Genomic DNA, 14,842 nt, shown 5'->3' with positions numbered 1-14,842 from the left:
CAATGAATCAGGCTATCCCGCAGCCACAAAACATGACCGACAAGCGCCGCCAGATCCTGGATGCCGCCCTCGCCCTCTGCGCCGAAGATGGCCTGCAGGGGGCCGCCACCGCCCGAATCGCCAAGGCGGCCGGGGTGGCCAACGGCACTCTGTTCCACCACTTTCCGAGCAAGGAGGCGCTGATCCTCGCCCTCTATCAGGATGTAAAGACCCGGATGGGGAGCGCCATCCATGAAGCAGATCCCACCCTGCCGCTGTACGACCAGACCCGCCACTACTGGCAACTGGCGATGGAGTGGATGCAGGCTAACCCCAATGAGCTCAAATTTGTGCTGGGCTTCTTTCACTCTCCGTTGCTGGCCAGACCGGCCCGCAGCCAGATCCTGAACGATGCCCTGCGCTTTCTGCCTGCACTGCTGGCAAAGGGGCAGGCCAGCGGCGAGCTGATGCAGGCCCCCGCGCCACTGTTGCTGGAGGTGTGTCAGGGCCAGTTCCTCGCCTGCGCATCACTGTTTGTCGATCAACCGGAGCTGGGACAGGACGACTACTGGCAAGCCAGTGCGTTCGCCCTCTTCTGGTCAGCCATCTCAGGAGCCAATCCCCATGCAAACACGGATGTTTGAACCTGCGGCAGCCCTTGGCCGCCGCCTCTGGATCACCACTCTGCTCTGGGTGGTGGGTCGCACCCTCTGTCGCGCCGCCCGCACCGATGAGGCGGTACGCCGCGAATTGGCGCCGTTGCCGGACGGGTTGGCAATCCGCCTCGAAGTGGGCGGCATCGGCTACGCCATGAACATGCACAAGCAGGGTGGGCGCTGGTATCCCGGCGCGCCAGTCGCCCCCCATGCCACCATCCATCCACTACGGGTGCGCTTCAAGCATCCCAATATCGCCTTTCGCGCCCTGAGTTTTCGACTCGGGGTCAATCAGGCATTTGGCGAAAACCGGCTGCTGGTGGAGGGAGACCTGACCGTTGCCATGCATCTGGTGCGGGGGCTTGAGCAGTTGCAGTCCCTGATCCTGCCCGCCTTTATCGCGCGGCCTCTGCTGCGCCACTATCCCGCCCCGACCAACAAGATCGGCCGGGCCTGCAACATCTATCTGGGTCTGGTGACCGGCTAACGCGCAAGGAGCCTTGAAATGAGCCGCTATTACGATTTCTTCTGCCCGGTCAAACTGCTGGCCGGTGAACAGGCGCTGGAGCAGCTGGCCAGCGAGCTGGCCAGCCTAGGGGCCCGTCGCCCGCTGCTGCTGACCGACAAGGGGGTCAATGCCACCGGCCTTGCCACCCTGCTGGCCAATGTGCTGGCCGAGGGGGAGCTGCCGGTCGCCGCCATCTGGGACGAGATCCCGGCCGACTCTTCCACCGCCGTGGTGGAGCGGATCGCCAAACGCTATCGCGAGCTCGACTGCGACAGTCTGGTGGCGCTGGGGGGCGGCTCGGTCATCGACACCGCCAAGGCAGTCAACATTCTCACTTCCATGGGGGGGGATCATCTGCTCGACTACTCGGGCGCCGGTTGCCTGACCCGTCCCCTCAAGCCGCTGGCGGTGGTGCCCACCACGGCGGGCACCGGATCAGAAGTGACATTGGTTGCAGTGATCAAGGATGAGGCGAGCGGGCGCAAGGTGCCCTTCACCTCCCCCTTCCTGCTGCCCCAGCTGGCGGTGCTCGACCCGCGCCTGACCCAGGGACTGCCCCTCAATATCACCGCCGCTACCGCCATGGACGCCATGACCCACGCCATCGAGGCCTTTATCGGTACCGCCAAGAACCCGGTGAGCGATGCACTGGCCCTGATGGCGGTGGAGAAGATCGCCAGCGCCCTGCCGCAAATCATCCACGACCCGCAAAACAAGCAGCTGCGGCTGCAACTGGCGGAAGGCTCCACGCTGGCTGGCATTGCTTTTTCCAACTCCATGGTGGGGCTGGTGCACGCCCTCGGCCACAGTCTGGGAGCCCGCTGCCATCTGCCCCACGGGCTGTGCATGAACCTCTTTTTGCCGACCGTGCTCGACTACAACCGCCCCGAGGTGGATAGCGAGCTGGCCCGGCTGCTGTTGCCGCTGGTGGGGGCAGAGCGCTTTGCCGCCACCCCGGCCCATCAGCGGGCGGAGGCGACCATCACAGCCATTCGCACCCTGCGCGACACCTTGTGGCAAGCGGTCAAGCTGCCGCGCACCATGAGCGAGGCAGGGGTAAGCGATCGCTCGCTACTGACCGAGATCCGCGATCTGGCGGTCAACGACGGTGCCCTGCTGTTCAATCGCAAGGACGCCGACCGTGAGCAGTTACTTACCCTGCTGGAGCGGGCCTGGACCTGATCCCGACCTCTTTGCCAACACTCTTATGCTGACACTAACGCGGTGCCCGACTCACCATCGGGCACCTTGATGTACATCGCGATATCGATGCGCCCTCTGTCAAAGGGGGATGATATTGACCACGGGCTCTCATTATCTGTTCTATACCTTGGCTAACAGTTATGTTGTGCCGAGAGACCCAACTTTATGCCAGAGGTGCCCACCATGAGCGACATCATCCATCAGGCCAACCAGCAGCAGTTCATCTGTATGGTGGAGGGTAAAGAGTCGAGACTGCGCTACCGGCGGCTCGATGCCAAGACCATCGACGCCTACAGCACCTTCGTGCCGCCCGAGCTGCGGGTGCAGGGGATTGCCGATCAGCTGGCGCGTGCCTTCTTCAACTGGACTCAGGCGGAGGGGCTCACTATAGTGCCGAGCTGCCGCTACATTGATGTCTGGTTACGCCGCAATGCCAACAACTGAACCTTTGAACTCCGCCCTCGAACAGCAATTCCAAGCCAAAACTGAAGCCCTGCTGCGGGCCGATCCGCAGCGGATGGCCTGCCTGCAAGCCGCGGCCGAGCTCAATCTGCCCGACTGGGCGCTGGGGGCCGGTTTTATCCGCAACCTCATCTGGGATCACCTTCACCACAAGGCGGAGCCCACCCCGCTCAACGATATCGACCTTATCTATCTCGATAAAACCGATCCGCAAGGGCTGGCCGAGACGGCGCATGAAGCCTGGCTGGCAAAGCGGCTGCCGGATCAGCAGTGGGAAGTGCGCAATCAGGCCCGCATGCACACTCGCCAGCTGGTAGCGCCGTTTGCCAGCAGCCTTGAGGCGCTCAGCCACTGGGTCGAGGTGCCCACCTGCATCGGCGTACGCCTCACCCGAGATGGCGAGTTCGAGTGGCTTGCCCCCTACGGCTTTGCCATCAACTGGTCGCTGCAAGTGAGTGCCAACCCCAAATGTCGCCAGGACAAACAGATTTTTACCCAGCGCATCAAGGAGAAACGCTGGCAGGCTATCTGGCCTGACCTTCAGGTAAACTGGCCATAACCTGATTGCAATCTTTCGATAACCTTGGGCACACTAGGGAAAAGCTGGTTGTAACTCAATGGGTTAAATAATGCGCGACTTCTTCTCTCTCGAACGCTGGCTACCGGGCCTCGCCGCCCTGCTGCATTACCAGCGCGCCTGGTTGATGCCAGATCTTCGCGCCGGACTCTCGGTGGCGGCCGTGGCGCTGCCCGTCGCCATCGCCTATGCCGAGCTTGCCGGGGTGGGTGCCATCGTCGGCCTCTACTCCTGCATCCTGCCCATGCTGGTCTATGCCCTGTTTGGCACCTCCCGACAGCTGATTGTCGGCCCCGATGCCGCCACCTGTGCGGTCATCGCCGCCGTGGTGACGCCGCTGGCCGCTGGCGACCCAACCCGTCACTGGCAACTGGTGATGACCATGACCGCCATGACTGGCTTCTGGTGCCTGATTGCCAGCCGCTTCAAGCTGGGGGTCCTGGCGGACTTTCTCTCCCGACCCATCCTGATGGGGCTGCTCAATGGTGTGGCCATCACCATCATGGTGGGCCAGCTCTCCAAGATCTTCGGCTTCACTTTCAGCGAACGTTACCTCATCGAGCGGATCGCCAGCGGGGCTACCTATATTACCCAGACCCATCTGCCGACCCTGGCCATGAGTCTGGTGGCTCTGCTCACCCTGCTGCTGGCCAAGCGCTACAAACCGGCATGGCCCTCCTCCATGGTGGCCATGGTGGTGACCGCTGCGCTGGTGTGGGGCTTTAATCTCGGCCAGTTTGATATCGCCACCCTGGGGACGGTGGGCTCCGGCCTGCCCGCGTTCCAGATGCCGGAATTTCCCCCCGGTCTGATGCGGGAGCTGGTGCTGCCTGCGCTTAACCTGGCCATGGTGAGCTTCGTCTCCATGATGCTGACCGCTCGCAGCTTTGCAGCCAAAAACGGTTACGAAATCGACGCAGACAAGGAGTTTCGGGCCCTCGGTATGGCGAACCTCGCCTCCGCGGTCTCACAGGGTTTTGCCATCAGCGGCGCGGATTCACGCACCGCGGTCAACGACGCCAACGGTGGCAAGAGCCAGCTGGTCTCCATCATCGCTGCGGCGGTGATCGCCCTCATCACCTTCTATCTGACGGCGCCGCTCAAATATATTCCCACCGCCGCCCTCGGGGTGGTGCTGGTGATGGCCTCCCTGTCGCTCACCGACTTTCGCGGTCTTTGGGCCCTGCGCCACTCCGATCGATCCGCCTTCTGGCTGGCGCTGGTCACCTTTATCAGCGTGCTCACCATGGGAGTGATCCCCGGGATTACGCTCGCGGTTTTGCTCGGCTTGTTCCAGTTCCTGCGCAATGTGATGCGTCCCACCGATCAACTGCTCGGCATGGATGACGAGGGGGTGGTGCGCACCCTGGGAGACAACGAACAGGCCAAGGCGATCCCGGGTATTCTGGTCTATCGCTTCAACTCGCCGCTCACCTACTTCAATGCCCCCTATTTCAAGCGGCGGGTGCTGGCCCTGCTGGTGCAGGATCCCCGAGCCCCCAAGTGTCTGGTGATCGATGCGGTCGCCTGCTTCACCCATCAGGACATCAGCGTGATGAGCATGGTGGGAGAGCTGCACAAAGAGCTGAAACGGCGCGGCATCCATATGGTGATGGCGGGTCGCCACGGCCAGATGACCCACTGGCTAAAGCAGGCGGGCGTGCGGGTGGGCGATGAAGGGATCATCCTCTGCCCCGATATGTATCAGGCGCTGCGCCTGACCCGCTGCTACCGCGAGCCGGTGTTCAAGGATGATGCGGTGGTGGAGAGCACCACAGATGCCATCCGCTCAAATTGGCCGCAGGATGATGCCCTGCCCGACTCGGCTCGCCTCACCCTGCCAAGCGAACAGGAGGCGGGCGCCACGCCAGCCTGATCCCCTGGCCGGTGCAATCCTGCACAAGGATTGCACCGGCCTTGGCCTTGGTGTTAAATGCGCCCCCAGAGGGCACTCCCCCGTGCCCTCCCAGCTGTTGGACATGCCATGCAATCTCAATCCCACGCAGGCCCGGGTACCCTCTTTGCGCTGACCTGGCCGCTCTTTATCGATCTCGCCCTGCACTTTCTGACCGGTGCCCTCAACACCTTCATGGTGGGTCACGTCTCCTATCAGGGAGTGGCCGCGCTGGCGGTCGGCAATCAGGTGTTCGATCTCGCCATCACATTGTTCAGCTTCGTCAGTATCGGTACCAGCGTGGTGATCACCCAGTATCTGGGGGCCGGCGATCGGGAGAAGAGTCGGGTGGTGATCCACACCGCAATCGGCTTCAACCTGCTGATCGGTTTGGTGGCCGCCATTGGCGTGATGGCGGGGGCCAGCACCATGCTGGCGCTGATGAACCTGCCTGCCAACCTGATGAGCGACGGGACGCTTTACTTGCAGATCATCGGTCTCTGCCTGTTACCGGAAGCGGCAGCCCTCTGTCTGGCAGCCACCCTGCGCGCTCACGGCCACACCCGCCAGGCGATGTATGTGACCCTCATCGTCAACCTCATCACCTTCGTCGGCAACCTGCTGCTGCTCTACGGCTGGTTCGGCTTGCCCCAGCTGGGGGTCGCCGGTGTCGCCATCAGCACGGTCGCGGGCCGACTGGTCGGCGTGGTGCTGCTGGTGTGGCTGGTGGCCCGCAAGACCGGCATTCGACTGGTGGTGCGCGATATCGTCCACCCCAGCCGGGAGATGCTGGGCAAGGTGCTCCATATCGGCCTGCCGGCGGCAGGAGAGAACCTCTCCTGGATGCTGCAGTTTATGGTGGTGACAGCCTTTGTCGGACTGCTGGGGGACAAGGCGCTGGCGACCCAATCCTACTTCTTCCAGATCTGCCTGTTTATCCTGCTGTTTGGCCTCTCCATCGGCCTTGGCAACGAGATCATCATCGGCCATCTGGCGGGGGCCAGACAGTTCGATCGAGCCTATCAGCAGCTGCTCAAGAGCCTCAAGCTGGGGCTGGCGGTCACCTGCGTCATCGCCGTGGCGGCGGCCCTCAACGGCCGCACCATCATCAGCCTCTTTACCGATGATGCCGACATCATCACCCAGGTGGCGCAGCTGTTTCTTATCAGCCTTATCCTCGAGCCCGGCCGCACCTTCAATCTGGTGGTGATCAACGCCCTGCGGGCCACCGGGGATGCCCGTTTTCCCCTCTACATGGCGTTGCTCTCCATGTGGGGAATTGCCGTGCCACTCTCCTATTTCCTCGGTATCATGCAGGGTTATGGACTGGTCGGTATCTGGCTGGCGCTGGCCTGCGACGAGTGGGTGCGCGGTCTGGCCATGTTCTGGCGCTGGCGCAGTCGTCGCTGGCAAAACAAAATTCTTGTTGAAACAAAAGCGGAATCACAATGAAGAAGATAGGACTCTTGCTGGCTGCCATCCTGCTCAGCCCCCTGGCCATGGCGCAAACTGCCCCTGCCGCTCCCAAGGCTCAAGCCACCCAGACCTGGTATGTGGCCCCCATCGCCATCGATGAAACCAGCGACGCCCAGAAGGCGCTGACCAAGGACTTCATGGCCCAGATGATCAAGACCATCAAGATCAACGAGTACCAGACCGGCAAGGCGGTGGGCAACACCAAAAAGCCCAAGTGGCTGATCCGCACCAAGCTGATCCCCGCCAGCAACGAGCCGCTGGTCGGCAAGAAGCACCCGCAGGGTCTCACCTACGGCAAGGGCAATCCGACCCAGGAGATCGTCGGCGAGCTGTTGATGAACGGCACCCTGGTGGCCCACATCGGCCAGGGCTGGCGCGAGCCTATTGTCCCGGGCACGCCGGTGGCTGACAAACTCTCCATCGCCAACTATCGCTACGCCATCGGTGATCAGGCCAAGTCGGCGGATCTGGAGGAGCTGGCGGCCCAGATTGGCTTTGAGGCGGGCAAGGTGATCCACCGCGATGGCAAGCCGCTGCCCGAGAAGAAAAAGAAAAAAGAGCAGGCGGACGAAGAGAAAGAGTAACGTTGCCTGCATCCATAAGGAGGGGCCAGTCGGCCCCTTTTTGATCCTGCACCCTCACGCCAACACTGCCCCTGTTGTGACTTGTCGCACAGTTTGGCTCACCATTCAGATTGATAAATCACTTATCTTGTTTTGATTCAACAAGTTATAAATATCCCGCCGAATACTCCAAATCATTGCCCCCAAATCCGATCAGGATCACATTTATCCCCGGCACTAAGGGGTAGCTTTGGTCTTACAGGCACAATCAAACGAAACCAAGGAGGCTCCATTACATGTTCCCAGAGTACAGAGAACTCATCTCGAAACTGAAGAGCAGTGATGTCCATTTCCAGAAGAAGTTTGACTTGCACAACGACCTGGATGCGGAGATTAGAAAGTTGGAAAAGCATCACGCCAGCGACTATAGCGCCGAGGTGAGAGATCTGAAAAAACAGAAACTCAAACTGAAAGAGGAGATATACGACATCCTCAAACAACATCCACAATAGATGCCTCGAAGAATATGCGGATAAGCAATTTATCCCCCAGCCCGGCCCACGCGCCGGGCTTTTTGTTGTTTCAGTCAATTAGTTGACACCCGAGCCTACCGATCTTGCTGGTAGTTTGTTACATTTTTCCCTTGGAATTCAGGGAATAACGGTGATGATAACATGAGCAGAAAACGATCTTTTTATCATCTCTTGCTGCTTTGCCTGTTCGCATTGAGCCACCCCCTGCAGGCCCAGGAGCCTGAACTGGAGCTGTGGCACTCCCAGCAAGCCGGTTACGTGATCGACGACGTGATCGCCCGCTTCAATCAGGAGGGGAACCACAGAGTACGGGTCACCCAGATTGAGCCGGGCAAGATCAAGGCGGATCTCCTGCTGGCAGCTCAGGCCAGGGGGCTGCCCGACCTGATGCTAATCCCCTCCGATTTTATCGGCCTCTATCGCCAGATGACCCTCGCTCCCCTCCCGGCCGAGTGGTTTTCCCCCTCATTGATGGCCAGTGCCTTGCGTTATGTCACCCTGGATAGGCAACGCTGGGGCATGCCCATGATGCAGGGCAACCATCTGATGCTGTTTTACAACAAGGCGCTGATCTCGACTCCGGTGACCCAATGGCAGCAACTGACTGCTATCACCCCGGCCCTCAAGGCCAAGGGGGTCTACCCCGTCAGCTGGCCCTATCACGACATGTACTACTTCGCCGCCTTTTTACACACCTTTGGCGGCTCGCCGGTGACCGAAGGGCGCATCACCCTCGACAGCCCGGCCATGGTGCAGGCACTGGAGGCCTACCGCACCGTCGCCAGCGAACAGTGGGTCGATCCCGAGTGCGACTATGACACCGCCCTCGCCCGCTTCAATGAGGGCAAAAGCGCCTACCTCATCAATGGGGACTGGGCCTTCAATGATCTGGTGAAGAATATGGGGGATAAGCTGGGTGTCGCCCTGCTGCCCCGCTGGCAAAGCCATTCCATGCACTCCATGAGCGGCGCCTACGTGATGGGAGCCTCCCGCTGGGCGATGGATGATGAGGATCGGCAACCCGTTATCAAGGCACTGATGGCCTTTATCCAGCGTCAGGATATTCAGCAGTTCATCTATCATCAGGGGGCGTTGCTGCCGGTCAATCAGCAGGCTTTTACCGCCATCAGCCGCCGTCCCACGCCTCAGGAAAAAGTGCTGCTGGAGCAGTTCACCCTCAGTACCCCCATGCCCTCCGACAGCGCCATGTCCATCGCCTGGCAAGCGATGGAGAAAGGGTTCGAGCGCTTTAAAGAAGGGATCAGTGCCGCCGACACCGCCCGTTATATGCAGCAGCTGGCCGATCAGCAGTACCGGCAGGTCAAAACACCATGAAACATCGCACCTTTCGGCTCGGCCCGACCCTCATCATCATCCTATTCACCGTCGCCTTGCTGCCGGCACTGCTGGCCAGCACTGTACTGCTGATCCGCCAGCACCAGATCATCGCCCAGAGCGAGCAGTCACAGCTGGAGCGGGCCCTCACCAGCATGACCCGCGAAGCCCGCTTTCGCAGCGAGCTGATCGGCACCCAGATCAATCAGCTCAGTCAGGATCGGGTGCTCCATCAGGCCCTCGACAACTTCCTCTTCTCCAGCCATGCCCGGCTGGCACTGGCCACCTTCATCAAGTCCAACAGCCTGCTCACCTCGGCCTACCTCATCGATGACAAGGGGCTGGTGGTGGAGTACATCAATGGCCAGGCCTCCCACCTCGAATCGAGCAACCTGATGCCGCAGCTGATGGCCTGGGGCAAGACCCGCGAGGCGAAACAGGGCAAGCATCTGCTGCTGCCCGTCGATGATCCCGTGCTGGTCGACGACATGGAGCAAAACCGCAGCGGCGGGCTGGCGCTGGTAGCCCCCATCTATCGCAACCACCAGCGAGCAGGGGTGATGCAGACCCCTTCCGGCTTCGTGATGGCCATTCTCCCCTGGCGGCAGATGGCCCAGTTGCTGGAACCCTATCTCAAGGGGAGCGAATATCTGGTGATCTCCCAGGGCGAGAACCGTCTCTACGAAGGGGCTCACCAGAGCGCCAACGCCATGGATGACAGGGAGCCAAGCAAGTTGGCGCAGCCCCTGGCCATTGGCTGGCCCCAGCTGGAGCAGGAGATCACCCCCACCATCACCCTCTACAGCTACAGCAATGACAGGGTCAGCGAGCTCAACAAATCCCAACAGCTGCTGACCGTCAGCATCGCCGTCATGTTGCTGCTGGTGGCCATCGGCTGCGTCTGGCTCACCCGCTGGCTAACCCGACCGCTGCGCTCGCTGGCCGCGCTGGTGCGCAGCTATGGCAAGGGCAATTACCAGCAACGGCAGGCGCCGCTGCGCTTTGTGGAGTACGACGAGGTGCGCCAGTTGCTACAGGAGATGGCCAGCACCATCTCGGATCAGGTGCGGGCGCTCTATCAACAAAATGAACAGCTGCAGCAGGCCAATAGCGAGAAAGAGGCCTTCAACCAGCGGCTGCTCGGCTTCAACGACGAACTGGAGCAAGAGGTTGCCTCGCAAACGACCGCCCTGCGCTCGGCCCTGAGCCGGGAGGAGCGCAGCCGCCATATCCTGCAATCCTGGTTGCAGTTCGGTCTGCACCAGCAGCTGGATATCGATATTGCCGAGCTGGCCAGCTCTGCCCTGCTGCAGCTCTCGCAGCTCTATCCCGGCCACCGCTGGGGGCTGGTGATCCGCCGCGATGGCCAGCCTCACTACTCCCTGACTCAGGGGGTCGATGCCCCCTTGCGGGATGCCCTGCAGGAGAAACTGGCTCAACTGATGGATGAGGAGGTCAAACACTCCGAATGCCAGTGGGATAACGCACTCTGGAAGATCATGACCCTGCCCGGCAGCCAAAGCGGCGTGCTGTTTGGCTATCTGATGGTGAGCGCCGAAGGGCTGGAGTCCGAAGACAGGGCCATCTTGCGGCTGTTTGCCAAGCAGTTGGCGGTGGGCATCGAGGGGCGCCTCTTCACCGACGAGCTGGCGCGGGTCGCCCGCACCGACAACCTCACCGGGCTGCCCAACCGGCAGGCGTTCGAAGAGGCCTTCCACCACTATCAAGCAGTGCTGGCGCGCCATCCGGAGCGTCACCTCGCCCTCTTCATGCTCGACCTCAACGGCCTCAAGCGCACCAACGACCAGTATGGGCACGAGGCGGGCGACGCCCTGCTGATCCAGATGGCTCACCAGCTACGCTCCCTCTGCCGTCAGGATGAGAAGATTTTCCGTATCGGCGGCGACGAGTTCGTGCTGCTGGCGGAGGCGGATCACCTCGCCAGTCAGCAGCTGGCAGGCAGGTTGGAGGCAAGCCAGCAGCACGCCATCGTGCAGCATGGGGAGCATAGCTTCCCGCTGCGGTTTGCCATCGGCTGGAGCAGCAGCGACCAGACCCCCCTGGCGGAGCTGAGCCGGGTGGCTGACGACGCCATGTATGCCAATAAGGCGCGCTTCTATCAGGGGCAGCGATAAAATGCGGAGGTCTGCAGCGTTGGCGAGCCTTTCGCCAACGCCCTGATCAGCTCGCAAAAATGGCGCACAACGCTAGACGCGGCGCGGACCATGACTAAGATAGGGGCTCTTGATGTCTCGATTTGGAAGGGAGTAGGAAATGGAGTTAGTACTTGGCCCACTGGAAGCCCGCGTCATCGGCTGTCTGATTGAAAAAGAGATCTGCACCCCGGATCAATATCCCCTCTCCCTTAATGCACTGGTCAACGCCTGCAACCAGAAGAGCAACCGCGAGCCGGTGCTGGAGCTCTCCGAGCTCGATATCCGCGCCGTGGTAGACGAGCTGATCCGCAAGCGGCTGGTGGTCAACACTGCAGGCTTCAACGCCCGGGTGCCCCGCTATCAGCACAGATTCTGCAACACCGAATTTGGCGAGCTGAAATTCAGTGCCCAGGAGCTCGGCATCGTCTGCGAACTGCTGCTGCGCGGCCCGCAAACCCCGGGTGAGCTGCGCTCGCGCACCAACCGACTCTGCAGCTTCGATGATGTCACCGAGGTGGATGCGGTGCTGACCCAGCTCATCAAGCGTGGCCCCTACGTGGTCAAGCTGCCGCGCGAGCCGGGCAAGCGCGAATCCCGCTACGCCCACCTGTTCAGCGGCGAAGTGGATATTCAGGCGATGATGGATGCCGCCCCCGCCGCGGCCTATGCCTCCCCTGCCGCCGACCGTCTGAGCGAGCTGGAGCAGGAGGTAAACGAGCTCAAGAGCCGTCTCGCCGCCATGGAAGCGCGGCTGGCTGCGCTGGATGGTCAGGGCTGATCGCCTTTACCATCGCCAATCTCTATCAGGGAGCCGGGGCTGATGTCCCCGGCTCCCTGAGTTTTTTTATCGTGAGGAAGTGCCCGTGATCACCCTGATTAAAGAGTCTGACCACCAGAAGATGCCCTGGAAAAACCAGCAGGGCACTACCAGCCAGATCCTCATCTCCCCCAAGGGGAGCAGCCTTGCCAAACTCGACTTTGACTATCGACTGAGCTCGGCCCCCATCAAGAGCGCGGGCCCCTTCTCCCCCTTTCCCGGCTATCAGCGCATTTTGCTGCCGGTGAGCGGAGCAGGCTTTGTGCTCAACGGCCACCCCTACGCCACCTTCGAGGCGGCGCACTTTAGCGGCGATGAGGAGACCCACTGCGAGTTGCTGAAAAAAGAGGTGACCGATCTCGGACTTATCTACCATCCGGATCGCATCAGCGCCAACGTGCGGGTGCTGAACCTCCCCTTCCCGCTGACCCTTACCCTCGAGCCAGAGAAAACCTACCTCTGTCACCTGCTGAGCGGCCAGCTGGCCGTGCAGGGCAAAGAGGTGGCTATCAACGAAACGCTGGTGGTGACCGGGGAAGAGAGCATTCACTTCGAATGCCAGAAGAAGACCGCCATCGCCTTCTTTACCCTGCAGGCCAAATAGCGCAAAAGTCGGCGGTGTGCAGTCATGCCACGCCACACACAAACAGCAGAGATGAAAAAGCCGGGAAATCCCGGCTTTTGCTATTGAGGCAACCGGCTTGTGCCAGTCAGCACCTTAGTTGACCTTGAAGGAGCCCTTCATCATGGCGAAGTGGCCGGGGAAGGAGCAGAAGAAGGTGAGATCCTTGCCCGCCAGACCGTCGGTCTTGAAGGTCACGCTGCTGCTCTCGCCGCCGCCGATCAGCTTGGTGTGAGCCAGCACACGGGGATCATCCTTGGGCAGATAGCCGTTCTCGGCCCCGGCGCTCATCCCGGCAGTCGCCACGGTCTGATAGTCGGCGGTGCTGGCCAGCACCCAGTTGTGACCCATGGCGGTCACAGGCAGCTTGCCGGTGTGGTTCAGGGTGACCGTCACCTCCTTGCAGGTGGCCGGCACGCTCATCTCTTTGAGGTTGTACTGCATGGCATCATTGCCTTCGATGACCAGTGCACACTCATCCGCCAGCACGGGGGCAGCCAGGGTACTCAGAAACAGCAGGGTAATCGCCTTTTTCATCATCTTCTCCTTTGATTGGCAATGGATGGCAACGACTTGGCGGATGCGGTGAACGCTTCGCAAAGATGCCGTCTAAATCGACCTTCATTTTACTCAATTGTCTTCAATCGGCTATGGCTTTTGGCCAAAGCTGCGGGCCAAGTCACCAGACGGTGATCTACTCGCCACTCTCTCCCTCACGGAGGGACGATACGACCCACTCCCACCACAGGTTCAAAAATGTTTAATTTTTTCTGCCCTTTTACCTCCGATTGGCCCTATCAGGGCTCGCCCGAAGGTCGCCCCTTGGCTAAGCTAGCGCCCCGATATGAACCTTCTCCAGATGAGAGCGCCGGATGATTGCGATAACCCCCGTGGCGGCCCTGCGCGGCCTGCTGCTGACCCTGCTGCTGGCGCTGGCCGGCTGCCAGCCCACCCCGCCTGCCCAGACCCGTATTCAGGGCAAGACCATGGGCACCTACTATGTGGTGACCCTGAGCGATAGCTATCCCGGTGGGGAGCCCGCCCTCAAAAGCGACGTAGAGAGCCTGCTGGCCCGGATGAACAAGGAGATCTCCACCTACGATCCGGGCTCGCTCATCTCCCGTTTCAATCAAGGGCCCGCCAACACCCCGTTTGCCATCCCGCCGGCCATGGCCATCATAGTCCAGCAGGGGATTGATGCCGGTAAGCTGACCGACGGCAAGCTGGATGTGACCGTGGGGCCTCTGGTCAATCTGTGGGGCTTTGGCCCGGACAAACGGCCGGTCAAGCGACCCGATGAGGCGGCCATCGCCGCCGCCCGCCACAAGGTGGGCATCGACAAGCTGACCCTGACCCCGCAGGGGGATCACTTCCTGCTCGAAAAAACGATCCCGGATCTCTATCTCGACCTCTCCACCCTCGGCGAAGGGGCGGCATCGGATGAAATCGCCGCCCTGCTCGAAGGCAAGGGGGTACACAACTACCTGATCGAAGTGGCCGGTGCGGTGCGCAGCAAGGGCAACAACAGCAAGGGCTCGCCATGGAAAGTGGCCATCGTCGAACCCTCCGATCAGCCGGGGGCGTTTTCCGATATCGTCATCCCCAACGGCATGGCGCTCAGCACCGCGGGCAGCTATCGCAACTACTACGAACTGGATGGCCAGCGTTACTCCCATATCATCGACCCCGCCACTGGCCAGCCGGTCACCCACAAGCTGGTCTCCGCCAGCGTCATCACCCCGACCGCGCTGGAGGCCGATGCTCTCGATACCGCGCTGATGGTGATGGGGCCTGAAGCGGGGATGGCATTTGCCAAACAGCACCAGCTGGCGGTCTATCTCATCATCAAGACCGAACAGGGGTTCAAGGCTGAGTACACGCCGCAATTTGCTCCCTATCTGGCAGAGAAAAAACGGTGAGTTCAAGGCCCTGGCAACAGGGCCTTTTTCTTTCACTCATCGCGGACAAAAGGCGGACAAACGGAGATGGTTCGCAATCGACAACTTGGCCAATTGCCTCTTCGGGCGCTTTGGTGGCACACTTTCTCCCATCAGCCCGCAG

15 protein-coding genes are annotated in these 14,842 nt (G+C 61.0%); 14 read left to right on the top strand and 1 reads right to left on the bottom strand.

Annotated elements, in window-relative coordinates; genetic code table 11:
* The first annotated feature begins 2 nt into the window (after positions 1-2).
* The 13 genes from AB5Z02_RS07180 to AB5Z02_RS07120 all read left to right on the top strand — a co-directional run bounded on the left by AB5Z02_RS07180 (position 3) and on the right by AB5Z02_RS07120 (position 12,763).
* Positions 3-623, top strand: coding sequence for a TetR/AcrR family transcriptional regulator (locus tag AB5Z02_RS07180; protein ID WP_040067903.1), 621 nt, complete (start codon positions 3-5; stop codon positions 621-623).
* Complete coding sequence (locus AB5Z02_RS07175; RefSeq protein ID WP_005361659.1) at positions 604-1,122, top strand: hypothetical protein; 519 nt, start codon at positions 604-606, stop codon at positions 1,120-1,122. The genes AB5Z02_RS07180 and AB5Z02_RS07175 overlap by 20 nt, the downstream gene beginning before the upstream one ends.
* Positions 1,123-1,140: 18 nt before the next feature.
* Entirely contained in the window at positions 1,141-2,325 is a 1,185-nt protein-coding gene (locus AB5Z02_RS07170) for an iron-containing alcohol dehydrogenase (RefSeq protein ID WP_368215694.1), read from the top strand.
* 204 nt (positions 2,326-2,529) lie between these two features.
* Positions 2,530-2,790, top strand: coding sequence for a GNAT family N-acetyltransferase (locus tag AB5Z02_RS07165; RefSeq protein ID WP_005337747.1), 261 nt, complete (start codon positions 2,530-2,532; stop codon positions 2,788-2,790).
* Positions 2,777-3,367 (top strand): nucleotidyltransferase family protein, encoded by a 591-nt coding sequence (locus tag AB5Z02_RS07160; RefSeq protein ID WP_323910188.1) that lies wholly within the window; start codon positions 2,777-2,779, stop codon positions 3,365-3,367. Before AB5Z02_RS07165 ends, AB5Z02_RS07160 begins: the two co-directional genes overlap by 14 nt.
* Before the next feature lie 70 nt (positions 3,368-3,437).
* Positions 3,438-5,261, top strand: a complete 1,824-nt coding sequence (locus AB5Z02_RS07155) for a SulP family inorganic anion transporter (protein ID WP_021230679.1) — start codon at positions 3,438-3,440, stop codon at positions 5,259-5,261.
* Positions 5,262-5,369: 108 nt separating this feature from the next.
* Complete coding sequence (locus AB5Z02_RS07150) at positions 5,370-6,731, top strand: MATE family efflux transporter (protein ID WP_005361670.1); 1,362 nt, start codon at positions 5,370-5,372, stop codon at positions 6,729-6,731.
* Positions 6,728-7,339, top strand: a complete 612-nt coding sequence (locus AB5Z02_RS07145; RefSeq protein ID WP_005337761.1) for a hypothetical protein — start codon at positions 6,728-6,730, stop codon at positions 7,337-7,339. The genes AB5Z02_RS07150 and AB5Z02_RS07145 overlap by 4 nt, the downstream gene beginning before the upstream one ends.
* A 275-nt stretch (positions 7,340-7,614) precedes the next feature.
* Positions 7,615-7,830 (top strand): YdcH family protein, encoded by a 216-nt coding sequence (locus tag AB5Z02_RS07140; protein WP_005337763.1) that lies wholly within the window; start codon positions 7,615-7,617, stop codon positions 7,828-7,830.
* Between the two features lie 162 nt (positions 7,831-7,992).
* Positions 7,993-9,186, top strand: coding sequence for an extracellular solute-binding protein (locus AB5Z02_RS07135; RefSeq protein ID WP_159163910.1), 1,194 nt, complete (start codon positions 7,993-7,995; stop codon positions 9,184-9,186).
* Positions 9,183-11,321, top strand: coding sequence for a diguanylate cyclase (locus AB5Z02_RS07130; protein WP_368215692.1), 2,139 nt, complete (start codon positions 9,183-9,185; stop codon positions 11,319-11,321). The genes AB5Z02_RS07135 and AB5Z02_RS07130 overlap by 4 nt, the downstream gene beginning before the upstream one ends.
* A 139-nt stretch (positions 11,322-11,460) precedes the next feature.
* Positions 11,461-12,120 carry a YceH family protein gene (locus tag AB5Z02_RS07125; protein ID WP_368215690.1) on the top strand — a complete coding sequence of 220 codons (660 nt, stop codon included), beginning with the start codon at positions 11,461-11,463 and terminating at the stop codon, positions 12,118-12,120.
* Positions 12,121-12,205: 85 nt separating this feature from the next.
* Positions 12,206-12,763 carry a HutD family protein gene (locus AB5Z02_RS07120; RefSeq protein WP_042057881.1) on the top strand — a complete coding sequence of 186 codons (558 nt, stop codon included), beginning with the start codon at positions 12,206-12,208 and terminating at the stop codon, positions 12,761-12,763.
* 114 nt (positions 12,764-12,877) lie between these two features.
* Here the strand turns inward: AB5Z02_RS07120 and azu are convergent, their stop codons facing one another.
* The gene (gene azu, locus AB5Z02_RS07115) at positions 12,878-13,318 is read right to left on the bottom strand and encodes an azurin (protein WP_005337768.1); all 441 of its coding nucleotides are present in this window, start codon (positions 13,316-13,318) and stop codon (positions 12,878-12,880) included.
* Positions 13,319-13,653: 335 nt separating this feature from the next.
* On the opposite strand from azu, the gene AB5Z02_RS07110 reads away from it, so the two are divergent.
* A complete protein-coding gene (locus AB5Z02_RS07110) occupies positions 13,654-14,700 on the top strand; it encodes an FAD:protein FMN transferase (RefSeq protein WP_236356328.1) in 1,047 nt (348 codons plus the stop codon).
* Positions 14,701-14,842 lie beyond the last annotated feature (142 nt).

This window comes from Aeromonas sp. R2-3 (genome assembly GCF_040908375.1).
Lineage (GTDB): Bacteria > Pseudomonadota > Gammaproteobacteria > Enterobacterales > Aeromonadaceae > Aeromonas > Aeromonas veronii.
This window is presented reverse-complemented; position numbering and strand designations above follow the sequence as displayed.

Excerpts from the sequence above, each read along its gene's own strand:
- AB5Z02_RS07125 (WP_368215690.1), top strand. The coding sequence starts at position 11,461 with ATGGAGTTAGTACTTGGCCCACTGGAAGCCCGCGTCATCGGCTGTCTG.
- AB5Z02_RS07155 (WP_021230679.1), top strand. The coding sequence starts at position 3,438 with ATGCGCGACTTCTTCTCTCTCGAACGCTGGCTACCGGGCCTCGCCGCC.
- azu (WP_005337768.1), bottom strand. The coding sequence starts at position 13,318 with ATGAAAAAGGCGATTACCCTGCTGTTTCTGAGTACCCTGGCTGCCCCC.
- AB5Z02_RS07135 (WP_159163910.1), top strand. The coding sequence starts at position 7,993 with ATGAGCAGAAAACGATCTTTTTATCATCTCTTGCTGCTTTGCCTGTTC.
- AB5Z02_RS07150 (WP_005361670.1), top strand. The coding sequence starts at position 5,370 with ATGCAATCTCAATCCCACGCAGGCCCGGGTACCCTCTTTGCGCTGACC.
- AB5Z02_RS07110 (WP_236356328.1), top strand. The coding sequence starts at position 13,654 with ATGATTGCGATAACCCCCGTGGCGGCCCTGCGCGGCCTGCTGCTGACC.
- AB5Z02_RS07175 (WP_005361659.1), top strand. The coding sequence starts at position 604 with ATGCAAACACGGATGTTTGAACCTGCGGCAGCCCTTGGCCGCCGCCTC.
- AB5Z02_RS07170 (WP_368215694.1), top strand. The coding sequence starts at position 1,141 with ATGAGCCGCTATTACGATTTCTTCTGCCCGGTCAAACTGCTGGCCGGT.
- AB5Z02_RS07145 (WP_005337761.1), top strand. The coding sequence starts at position 6,728 with ATGAAGAAGATAGGACTCTTGCTGGCTGCCATCCTGCTCAGCCCCCTG.
- AB5Z02_RS07180 (WP_040067903.1), top strand. The coding sequence starts at position 3 with ATGAATCAGGCTATCCCGCAGCCACAAAACATGACCGACAAGCGCCGC.
- AB5Z02_RS07130 (WP_368215692.1), top strand. The coding sequence starts at position 9,183 with ATGAAACATCGCACCTTTCGGCTCGGCCCGACCCTCATCATCATCCTA.
- AB5Z02_RS07160 (WP_323910188.1), top strand. The coding sequence starts at position 2,777 with ATGCCAACAACTGAACCTTTGAACTCCGCCCTCGAACAGCAATTCCAA.
- AB5Z02_RS07165 (WP_005337747.1), top strand. The coding sequence starts at position 2,530 with ATGAGCGACATCATCCATCAGGCCAACCAGCAGCAGTTCATCTGTATG.
- AB5Z02_RS07140 (WP_005337763.1), top strand. The coding sequence starts at position 7,615 with ATGTTCCCAGAGTACAGAGAACTCATCTCGAAACTGAAGAGCAGTGAT.